This is a genomic window from Rhizobium sp. 21-4511-3d (assembly GCF_053522545.1).
In genome coordinates, this window is the sequence record NZ_JBNWCF010000030.1 from 1 (window position 1) to 12507 (window position 12507).

20 protein-coding genes and 1 tRNA gene are annotated in these 12507 nt (G+C 59.1%); 16 read left to right on the forward strand and 5 right to left on the reverse strand.

The window, feature by feature from the left end:
* Positions 1-3: 3 nt before the first annotated feature.
* The 3 genes from ACQZ5H_RS32380 to ACQZ5H_RS32390 all read right to left on the reverse strand — a co-directional run bounded on the left by ACQZ5H_RS32380 (position 4) and on the right by ACQZ5H_RS32390 (position 1953).
* Positions 4-80, reverse strand: a tRNA-Phe gene (locus tag ACQZ5H_RS32380).
* A gap of 29 nt (positions 81-109) precedes the next feature.
* Positions 110-1360 (reverse strand): tyrosine-type recombinase/integrase, encoded by a 1251-nt coding sequence (locus tag ACQZ5H_RS32385; protein WP_449100194.1) that lies wholly within the window; start codon positions 1358-1360, stop codon positions 110-112.
* 74 nt (positions 1361-1434) lie between these two features.
* Positions 1435-1953, reverse strand: a complete 519-nt coding sequence (locus ACQZ5H_RS32390) for an Arc family DNA-binding protein (RefSeq protein WP_449100195.1) — start codon at positions 1951-1953, stop codon at positions 1435-1437.
* A 109-nt stretch (positions 1954-2062) separates the two neighbouring features.
* On the opposite strand from ACQZ5H_RS32390, the gene ACQZ5H_RS32395 reads away from it, so the two are divergent.
* The 14 genes from ACQZ5H_RS32395 (at position 2063) to ACQZ5H_RS32460 (ending at position 11016) form a co-directional block, all read left to right on the forward strand.
* Positions 2063-2254, forward strand: coding sequence for a helix-turn-helix domain-containing protein (locus ACQZ5H_RS32395; RefSeq protein WP_449100196.1), 192 nt, complete (start codon positions 2063-2065; stop codon positions 2252-2254).
* Positions 2251-2643, forward strand: coding sequence for a hypothetical protein (locus ACQZ5H_RS32400; RefSeq protein ID WP_449100197.1), 393 nt, complete (start codon positions 2251-2253; stop codon positions 2641-2643). The genes ACQZ5H_RS32395 and ACQZ5H_RS32400 overlap by 4 nt, the downstream gene beginning before the upstream one ends.
* On the forward strand, positions 2640-2846 hold the full coding sequence (locus tag ACQZ5H_RS32405) for a hypothetical protein (RefSeq protein WP_449100198.1): 207 nt from the start codon (positions 2640-2642) through the stop codon (positions 2844-2846). Before ACQZ5H_RS32400 ends, ACQZ5H_RS32405 begins: the two co-directional genes overlap by 4 nt.
* Entirely contained in the window at positions 2843-3136 is a 294-nt protein-coding gene (locus tag ACQZ5H_RS32410; RefSeq protein ID WP_449100199.1) for a hypothetical protein, read from the forward strand. The genes ACQZ5H_RS32405 and ACQZ5H_RS32410 overlap by 4 nt, the downstream gene beginning before the upstream one ends.
* A gap of 181 nt (positions 3137-3317) precedes the next feature.
* Positions 3318-3959: a DUF1376 domain-containing protein gene (locus ACQZ5H_RS32415; RefSeq protein ID WP_449100200.1), complete on the forward strand. Its 642-nt coding sequence runs from the start codon at positions 3318-3320 to the stop codon at positions 3957-3959.
* Complete coding sequence (locus ACQZ5H_RS32420) at positions 3956-4120, forward strand: hypothetical protein (RefSeq protein WP_449100201.1); 165 nt, start codon at positions 3956-3958, stop codon at positions 4118-4120. The genes ACQZ5H_RS32415 and ACQZ5H_RS32420 overlap by 4 nt, the downstream gene beginning before the upstream one ends.
* A gap of 334 nt (positions 4121-4454) precedes the next feature.
* The gene (locus ACQZ5H_RS32425) at positions 4455-5114 is read left to right on the forward strand and encodes a hypothetical protein (protein WP_449100202.1); all 660 of its coding nucleotides are present in this window, start codon (positions 4455-4457) and stop codon (positions 5112-5114) included.
* On the forward strand, positions 5101-5766 hold the full coding sequence (locus ACQZ5H_RS32430) for a hypothetical protein (RefSeq protein WP_449100203.1): 666 nt from the start codon (positions 5101-5103) through the stop codon (positions 5764-5766). Before ACQZ5H_RS32425 ends, ACQZ5H_RS32430 begins: the two co-directional genes overlap by 14 nt.
* A gap of 4 nt (positions 5767-5770) precedes the next feature.
* Positions 5771-6256, forward strand: a complete 486-nt coding sequence (locus ACQZ5H_RS32435) for a hypothetical protein (protein WP_449100204.1) — start codon at positions 5771-5773, stop codon at positions 6254-6256.
* Positions 6253-6960: a hypothetical protein gene (locus ACQZ5H_RS32440; protein WP_449100205.1), complete on the forward strand. Its 708-nt coding sequence runs from the start codon at positions 6253-6255 to the stop codon at positions 6958-6960. The genes ACQZ5H_RS32435 and ACQZ5H_RS32440 overlap by 4 nt, the downstream gene beginning before the upstream one ends.
* Before the next feature lie 10 nt (positions 6961-6970).
* Entirely contained in the window at positions 6971-7549 is a 579-nt protein-coding gene (locus ACQZ5H_RS32445) for a hypothetical protein (protein ID WP_449100206.1), read from the forward strand.
* A 15-nt stretch (positions 7550-7564) separates the two neighbouring features.
* The gene (locus tag ACQZ5H_RS32450; RefSeq protein WP_449100207.1) at positions 7565-10162 is read left to right on the forward strand and encodes a hypothetical protein; all 2598 of its coding nucleotides are present in this window, start codon (positions 7565-7567) and stop codon (positions 10160-10162) included.
* Entirely contained in the window at positions 10163-10678 is a 516-nt protein-coding gene (locus ACQZ5H_RS32455; RefSeq protein ID WP_449100208.1) for a hypothetical protein, read from the forward strand. It abuts the gene before it with no gap.
* On the forward strand, positions 10675-11016 hold the full coding sequence (locus ACQZ5H_RS32460) for a hypothetical protein (RefSeq protein ID WP_449100209.1): 342 nt from the start codon (positions 10675-10677) through the stop codon (positions 11014-11016). The genes ACQZ5H_RS32455 and ACQZ5H_RS32460 overlap by 4 nt, the downstream gene beginning before the upstream one ends.
* Positions 11017-11305: 289 nt before the next feature.
* On the opposite strand, the gene ACQZ5H_RS32465 is transcribed toward ACQZ5H_RS32460, so the two are convergent.
* A complete protein-coding gene (locus ACQZ5H_RS32465; RefSeq protein WP_449100210.1) occupies positions 11306-11599 on the reverse strand; it encodes a phage antirepressor N-terminal domain-containing protein in 294 nt (97 codons plus the stop codon).
* On the opposite strand from ACQZ5H_RS32465, the gene ACQZ5H_RS32470 reads away from it, so the two are divergent.
* Together ACQZ5H_RS32470 and ACQZ5H_RS32475 are read left to right on the forward strand one after the other, a co-directional pair.
* Positions 11578-11841, forward strand: coding sequence for a hypothetical protein (locus tag ACQZ5H_RS32470; protein WP_449100213.1), 264 nt, complete (start codon positions 11578-11580; stop codon positions 11839-11841). The genes ACQZ5H_RS32465 and ACQZ5H_RS32470 overlap by 22 nt on opposite strands.
* A gap of 30 nt (positions 11842-11871) precedes the next feature.
* Positions 11872-12135 (forward strand): helix-turn-helix domain-containing protein, encoded by a 264-nt coding sequence (locus tag ACQZ5H_RS32475; RefSeq protein ID WP_449100211.1) that lies wholly within the window; start codon positions 11872-11874, stop codon positions 12133-12135.
* A 183-nt stretch (positions 12136-12318) separates the two neighbouring features.
* On the opposite strand, the gene ACQZ5H_RS32480 is transcribed toward ACQZ5H_RS32475, so the two are convergent.
* On the reverse strand, positions 12319-12507 hold a 189-nt coding region (locus ACQZ5H_RS32480; protein ID WP_449100212.1), incomplete at its 5' end, for a hypothetical protein.

The window sequence follows — 12507 nt, forward strand, 5'->3', positions numbered from 1 at the left end:
GAGTGGTGCCCAGACGCGGATTTGAACCACGGACACGCGGATTTTCAATCCGAAACCACGTGTTGTTTTTACTGAGCTATTTTCGCCCGTGTCGCAACCATGTTGCGTCTTACGCCAGCAGTGACTTCTCCGCTGCAGCGAGCTCATCAGCGTCATCACCACGCGGAAACAAATGCCCGTAAGTGTCCATCGTCATGACGATCGAGGAGTGACCCAGGCGCTCTTGCACGACCTTTGGAGGCAACCCTAGACCGCCCTCCTCTGGCCTATTGATGCACCACGAGGCATAGAAGTGGCGCAGGCAATGCATGCCGGTGTACTTGGCGTTCAGCAACGGCTCGCCGTCCTTGTCTTTCTTGCCGGCGTCGATCGTCACCCCTGCCCGCAACTGAACCGGGATCAGCCCGCGGTTGATGATGTTGCCGAGCGATTCCACGTTGCCGGTTCCGCTCGGGAATACGAGGTGCGTGTCTCGTGCTTCCTCGCGGATCGGCTTTCCGTCGTCATCGTTGATACCCGTCAGCGGCCGGGGATAGGCAAGCTTCCATTCCTTCAGAGTGTTGATGACCATAGGCGGCGCCGGGATCGTCCGCTCGCCTGCTTCTGACTTCGGCCGGCCGATCTCATTGAACCTGTCTGCCCGCTGGTGAACGCGGATCTGACGCTTGTCGAAGTCCACGTCGCTCCAGCGCAGCCCACGCAGTTCGGAAGCTCTCAGGCCACAGAAGATAGCCGTGAGCAGGATCGGCCTCCAGCGGCCCTCCAGGGCTCCTACAATGGCCTTTACCTCCTGCCGGGTCGGAATATCCACGCCAACTTTCAACTTGCCCTTCTGGCGCTTCTCCTGCTGCCGTTCCTTGCCCTTGCGACGAACGCCTCGCATATCGCGCACCACATTGCGAGCGACCTTGCCGCGCTCCTGGGAGTCCGCCAGCAGCGATCCGAGACTGACGAGCACCTTCTTCACCATCGCAGGCGATCGGCCGTTCTCGCGCAGCTTGTCCTCGAAGTCGCGCACGGTCGGGATGTTCAGAGCCGAGAGCTTTGTCGCGCCGATGAAAGGCGTGATGTGAAACTTGAGGTGCTGATTGTACTGGTCGACGGTCGAGCGCTCCAGGCCGGCGGCTTCCGCACTCTTCACCCACAGCTCACCCGCTGCCTTGACGGTGATGCTCGCGTTATCGGCGACGTGTGTGCCCTCGCGAACCTCGACCTTTGCCGTGGAAAGGAAGGCGTCAGCATCCTTCTTTCGCTCGAAGGTCTTCAGGCGCCGAGTGCCGGTGCCGTCGACATAATCAGCTACCCACGCCTCTTTCTGCTCACCGGATGCGGTGGTCCATTTACGCTTGCGGATCGACATTGCCGTGTCTTCCCTATGTTGTCGGATGGAAATAGATCAAACTGGCTTGTAGTATGTTGCAATAAATCCGCTTGTCAATCCTCGTCGTCTTTCAGCAGTTCGTCAGCCTTCGCGATGGCTGCATCGACCTTGCGAAGCTCTTCCTTGGCGTTCGGTTTGTTGGTCCCTTCGTGGGAGGCCTTAGAAAGCTCAGCGCCAGCGCGAAGCCTCTTCACTACGTCGAGGACTTCCTGGCTTGGCGCCTCATCCAGGTTTTCGAGAATGTCGCATAGCGAAATGATGATGCCGGCATGCTGGACTACTTCGACGCTGGCGCGCCTGGTCAAAGCCTGACTGCTCCGGATCATCTCCATCTGCTGGTCAATAAGCTCGATCGCTCGCACGCTCGCCTTCCGCTCTTCTGCGAGCAATGCCCTTAACCCGGCGGCCTCTAGCGTGCCTCCGGCAAGCTCTGCCGTCTCAAGCATCGCGACGATCTCGGCGTTCATGCTCCGACCATTGCGTTCGGCCGACTCCTTGATGCGATCACGCATTCCATCGGGCAGTCGCAACGGAAACTGGTCCGATCCCCGGCCAGGCTGTTTTCCAACCATTTTCACTTCCTCATAGAAATTTAAATCACAGTAATTTTTTTTGCTTGAAACGCAATGAAATTACGGTAATTTACATTACGGTGATTTCGTTAAGGAAAGGTATCACTGAATGTCCGACAGCAACAATAATTCGCTCGACCTGATCTGGGGCGTTGAGGCCATCTCTGCGCTGATCGGCAGGAGTAAGCAGCAGGTCTACCACATGATCGCCAACGGTCATCTTCCGGTAGTCAAGCAGGTAGGCGGTCGCTACGTCGCAAGCCGCGAGAAGCTGATCGCCTTCTTCATGGAGGCCGCATGAACACGGCCCTTCAGAACGCAAAAGGTCCGGCAGAGGCGGCAACCTCTCCGGACCGTGGTTCCGCACCCCACCCGACAAAGGAAAAGGCAATGAACAAAACGGAGACTATCAGCAATTCATCCACAAAGAAAGCTACCGACGCTGCGGTAGCTGCAGCCATGAAACGGCTTGAGAACGATATTCGCGAACTGATGCACATGTCTGACATCGCAGCGGAGACGTTCGATGAGATCGGCTCTGTCGTCGACAGCGGTTCCAATGATGTCACGTACCGCTTCACCAACCACGAGATGGACCAGATGGCATTCCTCGTCAACAACGTGGCGAGCCGTTGCACGTCTCTCCATAGAGCCTTCGAGGCCGCCTATCAGGGCGAGGTGATGTCATGAGCGAAAATCCCGCAATCAAGCTGGTCCGGGCGTACGAGAACCTGGCCGTCGGCAAAGACCTCTGCGAGGCCATCTATATGGCATGCGGCTCCATGGAAGACGATCGATCTAAGACTGCGATCCAAGCCGTCTCCGACTGCCTGAAGGATGTTATCTCGCAGGTACTCGATGCCATCGAAGAAGTTAGGGAGGACCTGAAATGACAAAGCAGGTCCTCAAAGCCCGAGCCCGTATCGAAGCCAAGATCGAGGAGCTGATCGCCCTGCTCGACGGCATCGACGGGGATCCAGACATCGAAGCCAACGGCGACGAGCTCGACATCGGCATGCCCGAAGGGTGGCGGCCATCCGCCATTCCCTACGGCTGCACCGTGATCCTCGACGACGATGAAGACGGCGCAGATGACGAAGACGGCGGCGATACCGAGCCAAACGGTGACGAGGCCGACACCAGCTTCACGGAAGACGAAGGAGGCTTCCCCACATGGCATTGACCCCTCCCGAGCATGAGCGGTCCGAGTCCGTCACCCAGGCGGCTCAGTGGCTCGCAGAACAGAACCCGGCACCGCAACCGATCATCCCTCACTTGCGGCAGCGCTTCGGCCTGTCCGCCCTTGAGGCATGTGAAGCCGCGGCGCTCTCCAACCGGTACCGGATTTACCGAAAGGCGCACGGATGAACACCCTTCACTGGATGAAGCTGTACATCGGCGACGAACTCTCAAACACGTCTCACATGACGCCGGCGGAGTTCGGGTCGTACATCTTCCTGAAAATGCACTACTGGCGCTTCGGCGCCCTCCCCTGCGATGACGAGCGCCTTGCCCGCATCGCCAAAGTCCCGCTGGATGTCTGGCGCGATATCCTCCCCTCGATCGGCCCGCTGTTCAATGATGACTGGCGAGATCCCAAGCTTGAAGAGCAGCGGACCGAGGCCGAAGAGCGCCATCGCAAGCTCTCGGAAGCAGGCAAAAAGGGTGGTCGCCCAAGGAAGGAAGAAAAGGGAGGCTTAAAGCCGGGCTTTTCCAGAGAGAAAGCCTGGCCTAAGCAACCAGAACCAGAACCAGAACCAGAATCATATCCAGCCCCAGATCCAAAATCAGACCCAGCACCAGAGGTTCGGGCTTATGAGAAAGAGGGAGGGGGTACGTATACGCGACCCTTTTCACGTCCTCAAAGCATCGATGAAGGCAAGCGTTTCCTCCAAAGCCGGGGTTGCCCTGCCGACGAAATGAAGAAGTGCCTCGCAATGTTGATGGACGGTCACCTGTCTCCATTCGACATCGAGGCCTGGGATATAAAAGCGAGGGTGGCATGAAGCAGCAGCTCGATCTCTTCGAATGGGCAGACGCCAAGCCCTCGAATGTCATCGACGCAATGCCAGCCCTCATCAACAAGGCTGCCATGGAAGCAATCTATGGCATCCCCAATCGCCGTGGTGACGGAAAGGTCATCAGGCTCGGAGCAAAGGCGGCATGATAGCCCGCCTCGCTCTCATAGCTTCGATAGCGGTGATCGTGAGTGTTTTGATTTACGTTTGATGACTGCCAGAAATGGCGTTTAGGTGGCCCCCTCCTCGTGTGTGGGGCCGCTTTCTTTTGTTCAGGGCTGAAATGACGTTCCAAGAGGCTCACGAGCCTACGGTATTGGCTGATAATCAGGGGCGATAGCTGAAACAAGCAGCGGAATTATTATCCGCTTGTCGTATCGTATCTGATTGATTTTGCTAAACGTTCTGTTTCGTGTCGCAGCCATGTTGCGCTCACGACTGGCGAGAAGGTATTCTCCCAGGCACGAAACGAGAGATCCTTTGGTGCCCGAAATTACCACCAAGAAAGCCCCCAAGAAGCCTACAGCTCGCAGCCGGATAACAAACGGTTCATTGGGCGATATGGATGGACGTGGCAAGTGGGCCCGCCGCCTGGCTGACCTGATCGAGCTGTACAGCCTCGACGTGACCGACACGCCCTCATTGCTCCCTCACTCCACGCAGAGCCGCATCCGTCGCGCCGCTACCCTGACAGTCGAGCTTGAGCGTGCAGAGGCGATCTATGCCAAGGACGGACAGGCAAAGGCTGGTGACCTCGAAGCGTATCAGCGGACAGCAAACACCCTCACGCGACTCCTCGCCGCTGTGGAGACCAGGCACGGCACTGTAGGCCTCACCAGACCCCCAGCAGGTGCTGTGCCCTACCATGGCGCAGGCAGGCTCATTCAAGAGCCTTACTCCGCTTACACCACCAGCGGTGAAGCCAATGCATCAAGCCGCTACCTCGCTCGAGCAGTCATGTTCGCCATCGAGACTGCCAAGATCAAGGGTAGCCCCCTCCCCGATGAGCTCGCCGCTTTCGCCGTAAACAATGGATTAGCTGACTATGCCGACGATCAAACCGAAGCAAACACGCTCGACCTCACAGCCAGTGTCATCCGCAGCGCCAACGATAACGCGGGAGGCACCAGTGCTGACGACTGAGCCCTCTACCGAGCCCTCGAATGCCGTCACATGGGACGGCCAGCCCGTCACCCTGCGGCGTGCTGGTGTGGATGACATCACCGATCGCAAGCTCGACGTGGAAGCCCGACTCAAGGAGCTACGGCGCCAGCGTGGCATTGCCCTGCTCGACAACAAGCCTTTCGACGGCAGCGAGATATCCGCCCTCGAAGACGAGCTAGACGCCCTCACAGAGGCCGAAGGCGAGGCCACACGCAGGCAGCGGGCCGCAGAGGCCACCGAGCTTGCCAAGCGCCGTGAGGCAGCCCGCACGGACGTGCGCTTGTACGAGCAGTGCAGGCAGGAAGCCATCAAGGCGGCCGAACTGGCAGCGCTGGACCTGTACGTAGCCCTGCAGGACGTGTCGACATACTGCGAGAAGCTTTCCCGCTCCATCACGTCGCTGGGTGGCCGCCCGTGGGAAACTACGTCTGGTGCCGTCAGGGAGCGCCTGTCGCAGCGCCTGACGGTCCTGATGCGCCCCCTGCTCGGCAGGAACCCGCAGCAGTCGGGAACGACATTCTACGGCAGCATCGAGTTTCCGGAGCCGCAGGAAACCATGTCCGGTGAATGGGTGCCGGCAGAAGCCGCGGCCGTTGCCGCTGAAATCAAGCAAATCCTTCAAGGAGAGTGAACGCATGTCCCTCAATATCGCCCCTGCAGAAGACCTCACGCAGCGCGCCGCGCCGATCATTCCGATGGCGAGCGTGCAGATCAACAATCAGGGCTATGTCAGCCGTGACCTGTTCATTCGCCTGCCGGAAGGCTTCGTCGCCGATGACCTGAAAGAGCCCGACGTTTGGAAGATCGTCCAGTCGAGCCCCTTCGCCCTGGTGAAGCACGATCGCCTGTACATGGTCGCCTATGACGAATCGTGGGTTGCCGAAGCGATTGTCGCCCAGGCAGACAGGCTCAAGGCCGTGCTGGCAAAACCGCGCCTGACGAACTTCCCGGAACGCTTCGAGAAGCTCTTCGAGGATGATTTCTACCGCGTTGCGTGGGTCGGCAGCGGCTATTGTGTGTTGCGCAAGACCGATAACCACCGCATGACGTCGCCGGTATCGAGCTCGCAGATCGCCGAGCGCGACCTGATCAACCTTCATCCCCGGGTGGCCGGCGCATGAGCACCGAGATCACCACCACCGAAGATGAAACGCCCTCGGGAGGTTCCGGGGGCGATGTCGTCGTTTCGACCGACCGCGCGAGCGAGATCCGGCAGATCATGGCGACCGATCGGGACCGGTACTTCCGTGAGGGTCTTGATCAGGAGCTTGCCGAGCTCAAGGTGAAGCAAGCCGCCGCGGCCAACCCTGAAGCCGCCGCTTCCATGCCGGTGAGCGCCCTTGCCCCTGCCCGCTCCCGTGCGCTGCTTGAACGGTCAGCAGAGGGCCGCGAACTGGTGGCGGCATGGCGGCAAGCACCGGGCGGCTTCGATGTCGCTGTAGAGCGTGTCCAGAAGGCGGCAATCAGCATCGTCAGCGCCGTCGGCGATCATCGGGCCCAGAAGGCGTTCATGACGCGGTTCGATCGCACCCTGACCGAGCGAGCCCGCTACCACGTCTATGACGCGCTTGGCGCTGGCGCGCCCGTCCACGTCTCTCCCGCTTCGCCTGCCGACCTTCAGCGTTTCTCCTCGACGGCACCAGGCGCCGAGATGGCGAAGGAATGGGGCACGGCAGCGGCAACGAACGTGGCGCGTGTCTGGAAGCGTGTGGAGCGCCTACGGGCCGCCCTGGATAGCGAGGAGGACTTCGACAGCTTCCTCGATTGGTACAACGCATTGAAGCCGGACGCCATGAAGGCCGTTCTGCGCTCGATCGCACGATAGGAGGGGGCACATGAGCGGGCTCGAATTTCTAGCTGCCGCGGCCGGCGCTGCCGGTACGGTCACACAGATCGCAGGAACGCTGCAGGCAGGCCGCGAGGCAAAGGCCAAATACCAGTACCAGCAGAAGGTTGCCGAAGCCCAGGGCGACGAGGCCATGGCGTCAGCGCAGCGGGACGCGGCCGAACGGTATCGAGAAGGGCAGTTGATCCAGTCCCAACAGCGCGCCGCCATTGCAGGCGCCGGCGGGGATCTGACAGACCCTTCCGTCATCGACTTGCTGAACGACACTCAGGACCGTGTGAATTATGCGGCCGACAGTGAAATCTATAAGGGCACGCAGCAGCAGCGAGGATATGACGACGCGGCGGCCGTGGCGGGCATTGATGCCGAAAATGCCATGAAGGCAGCCCAGATCGGGGCGTTCACCGCTGGATTCGATGCTTTCAATAGGCTCGGCGGCAGGGCTGGCCCTGACGGTTCTTGGCTCTCCGACGGCCCCGGCGTCTTCAGCGGTGTTTCGGGCATGTACGCAAGGTTCGGCAAAGCTGAAAAACGTGGCAGCCCCTCCACCGTCGTCCTACCGTATTGATGAGGAGTGCACAGCATGGCAACTGAATTTGACAATGCCCTCGATTACGCTCCGGTAGTACGCGGCCCGAGCAAGACCCTGACGAACGGCAATGGGTACGCCTTGCGCTGGTCGAGTGTCACACTTGCGGCGCTCCGCTCTGTCGGGTTCCTCGACAATATGGTGGATGGCACCGTCCCGCCTGTCGATACGTCCATGCTGTGGCTCGACAAGAACAGCGATCCGGCCATCCTGAAGGAATACAATCCTGTCGGCGCGGCGTGGGAACAGGTCACCAGCCAGACGCTCTTTGGTCGCGTTCCTTGGCGCGGGCCATGGGACGACGAGCCGATCTATCGGCGGGGCGATGTTGTCAGCTACAATGGCGCAATCTGGATTTGCATTCTGCCGAGCCAGAACCATCCGCCGTCAGAAGATGCTTATTGGGATCTGTTTATCCCTGCTCTACCGGATAACTCGGTTACAACCGCGAAGATTGTCGATGGCGGCGTCACCACGCCAAAACTTGCCGACAGGTCCGTAACGAAGATCAAGATTGCTCAAGGCATCGTTACATTCGATACTGAAGCGCTGTTTGCTGCCGCGACTATCACAAACGATATCATTCAGGTCGAAACGGCCGGCTACTTTGCTTCTGGCGATGGTGGTGGACATCGTAAGTTGCGCATCGCAACCCCATCTCCGGTGAAAGCATGGCATAAGCAGAGCGCAGATGGCGCCTGGTGGGAGATAGCTAAGGGGCAGGATGTAAAGGTCGAAATGTTCGGCGCGCGGCCACTCTCCCAGGCAGCGCTTATCGCTAAGGCCGGGGTGGTCACCACTGAGATTGCCGCCAACGATGCTGCGTTGCTGGCAGCCGATGCGTTTGTTGCAGCCAACGGCGGCGGCAGGATATTTGCCTTGGGCCAGTTCTATGTTGTGTCTGCGCGCTACGAGCGTTCCTCTGGCGTCTACCTTATTGGTGCGGGTGTCGGTGAATGGGAGCCGATATTTCCGGGGCGTCCGAAGACGTGGAGCGGCACGACGTTTCTCTTCAAGGGAACCGGTACGCGTGATCTAAAGTTCGACGGCATCACGTCACTGCAGCACGGCGGCGGATGGCGCGAAGATCCGGACAATCTCGGAACCTATTTCAAGCTGTGGTCCGCGTATAACTCCGATGCTACCGGCACTGCCGCTGCAACGCAGAAGTCGTTCTCCGCTGGCATCCTCATGAAAGAGAACGTCCGATACGGCGGCATTCAACATCTGCGCCTCTGCAACTGGATTGGCACTGACGGCATTAGCGACTGGAGCAATCAGGCGTCAGCTTCGATCGGTGATGATTGGGATTTTGGCTACCTGATCCGCAACGGCGAATACACCGACGACTACAACATCCAGGTTGTTGGCGGTTGGCGCCAATTTGCGCATATGCTTTGCGCTACGGCCATCTCGGACAGCACGGCGGAACGCAATCGCATTGTGCGCGGGAAATTCAATGGACGCAGGGGCCTTGGTGTTCGTGGGCCCGATATCTGGAAAGTGACGGCGAAGACGTCGAACTCCGTTACGATCCGCTGGACGTCCGAAATCTATTTCAACCCTGCCGGCGGCACGTTCCGCGGCTCCGACAATGTGACTTACACCTATACCGGAGTTGCCCACACGGGTACGGCAAACGATTATGTCTTCACCGGCGTCACTCCAGATCCGAACGCCGCCGGAATCTTCGAGGTACGGCATCCCTCGTCGGGGTTTGGAAATACCGAGTACCAAGACGTCTATAGCTACGGCCTCGATCATGTGTCGGGATCGAAGGCTGCAGTGCTCGGTTACTCCGATAGCAAGGCCTTGGAGATCAGCGGCTTCCCGGTTCGTGGGGTGAAGTTCAGGAACTCTAAATTCCATACCGGCGAGCCTGTGTGCGTCCATTCGCACATCAACCAGGACATCGTCTTTATGGATTGTCAGTTCGAAGGAGGAGGCCATTTCCTGGCAACGCCAGCAACGGCAGATCAGACCTATACGGCGGCGCCAGTCCGTGAGACGCGAGGCCTCATAAACCTTGCCAGTGCTGGCATGAATGACGGCGTCGATTCAACGCTATTCCTGCCGCGCAATGCTTTCGTCGAAGAGCTGCAACTTGCGCCTCGGAGTGATTTGACCGGCGACCTTATCGTCAAGCCGCTTCGTTCTGGAAAAGTCCTGGATTTTTACGGCAGTGACCTGGCGAGCTTCTTCCGATTCGAGGAAAAGACGGTAACGACGGCTGGCCTTTCGTTCGCAACGGTCACCTCCCAAACCTGCACATGGCGTTACGTGAAGATCGGCAAGATGGTCTTCTTCAAGATGACCTTGACCTGGAGCGGGTTGGACACAGCCGATACCAGCGCCATTTCGATCCGTCTTCCGGTCAACGCTGCATCGGCCACCGGCGTCATGGATGGGACGATCAACGATCGGCTTTCGACCGGCATCACCCTTGCCGGCGCTGATAACCCGTACATCGATTTTGCGGCTGACGACTACCTCGGCATTTCCATCAGCAACACGACGCGGCTTGCCTACAACGGCGGGCAGATCGCGGCGTCTGGCAACCTATACATCAGCGGCAAGTATTGGATCGATTAAATGGCCAATGTGGACGGGACCTATCAAATTTTCGCCGTCGGTCGCTGCATGGGCGACCTGGTGCCGGAGAACACCACTCTCCAGGCGGATGCCTCAGCCGAGATCCGTCCGGCGCAGGTCGTGTCCGTTGTCCTCGATGCCAAGGGTCCGTTCCGGGAACTGACCGGCATGCTCGACACGAATAGCTGCCTGGGCGTCATCAAGCTCTATCTCGGCAAGGCGGAGACCGCCGCCGGTGAGTGCGTTTATCTGCTCGGGCAGTTGAACCCGCCACTCGTGTTCGCCGTACCGGGCGAGAGCCTACTAGCGATGCATCGCATCGTTGCCACGGTCGGTGAAGCGCCGAAAATGGACGATGCCGCCGAGGACGCTCAGGCCATCCTCAAAGCGCAACTCGACCTCATGACGCCCTTCCTCTGCGAGCCGGTCGCCGTGGCGTCCGTTGGCCCGGAATGGCGCCCTGTCGACCTCGAAGCCATCATCCGAAGCACTGCAAACCTGGAGACGGTTCAATGACCAAGCTTGCGAGATTTCACTGTGGCGCGCTCGAGACCTTTTCCGGTCCCGCGATCGGCACGCTGAGCGATATCATCAACCTGCCCCTCAAGGCCCGCGACGATATCATCGATGGCAAGACGCCGACCACCGCCGGCGATCTGCTGAATATCGCTTTGATGAACACCCCGTTCGTGAACCTGGCTTACACGCGCCCGGCGCTCGACACGCTCATCATCAATGCGCTGCAGAATACCTCTTGGGCCAAGAGCCTCGAACGTCAGTATCAGCGTCGGCGCCGTGACTACGGCCAGGAGCACTATGACCTCTACAAGGCCCTGACCGGCCGCAGCTACTAGGAGAGAAGGCAATGGCATTCACAGGACTTCACGTCATCTGCGCCGAATCCGGCGACCCGCTACGCACGGACGCCAGCGCCCGGGCAGAGCTTATCCAGAACCCCCGATGGTCGGAGACGCTTGCTTCGGCCGGCACGACCACACAGGCAGCGCCACAGGGCAGCGCGTGCCTTTTCCGGGTGCGAGCAAGCGCGGATGCTTGGATCGCTGTCGGTGCCGCTCCTGACGCCTCGCAGGCCGTTGGCAATGCTGCCAACAAGGCGCGGCATCTGGTGCCCGCGGGCGAATACTACGATGTGAACGTGAACCAGGGCGACAAGCTCGGGGACGTGTCGATAGTGAAAAGCCAGCCGTTGACCAGATCGAGCTTGAGGCAAACGGCATCTTGGTTGCCACCACGGCCAAAAGGAATGTGCATGACACACATACCTTCGGAAAGGATCGGGTCACGCTTCACGCGCTGATACTGACCGTTCCAGTCCATGCCCATGCTTTCAACGATAGGCTTGAGGGCGACAAAGGTGCCATCATCGTTTTCGAAGCCGTAGAGGTCATCTCCGCATGGATCGCAGCGTGAACACACACATCACCGAAATTGAGGTTGAGGGGGTCGGAACCTGTCGCCCTCTCAATCAATGGCAGGTCAAGCGCATGCGTTCGATCGCCGATCGGGGGAACCGCCACATTGCCTCAATCGCCTTCGGGTTCGGCATGACAGTCCGACAGTTCAAGACGCTGCCTGCAGCGCTCCAGCATGAGGCCAGAGAGGCGAGCTTAAAGCTCTGCGCACCCAACAACTTCCCCGCCATGAAGCCGTGCCAGTGAATCGCTACGTGTCACTGTGAGGATTTGCCCTTGACCGTATATCGACGTGCCCGCGCCTTGCGCGATTATCTCATCAGCACCGACGAAGCAGCTCGCATGCTGCACATCACCGAAAACAGGATCCGAACCTTGGCGCGAGAGGGCTACATCAAGCCTCATTCCCGCAAAGGCTTCTACCGCCTGGGAGACGTCGTTGACGGTCATGCAGAGGCAGTGAAGATGGGCGCGTTGACGCGACCTATGGAGCGCGGCAACGGGCGAACGACGTTCAGTTGTTCCGTCGACCGCTCCTAAGAAGTCCGTAGCCGGAAACGCACAGAACGATAAGGTTCGAGCTTATAACGGCGCCCATATTTCCGACACACAGAGCCAAAAGAGAAAGCCCGCCGAAGATAGCGGCGAGCAACATTATTGCGCGAGTATCGTCCATTGCAGTCCCTCCTACGTGAGAGCGACAAGCCTAATCCATGTCGCGTTTCATGTCGCGTGGATTTGCGGATAGCGATTTGCACCCATTGAAATTGCTTGAAAATCAGTTGCAACACAACGCGACATGAAACGGCGAGAAATCACCTTAGCGGCAAGGCGGAAAGCATTGATTTTCTTGAGGTTTGGAGTGGTGCCCAGACGCGGATTTGAACCACGGACACGCGGATTTTCAATCCG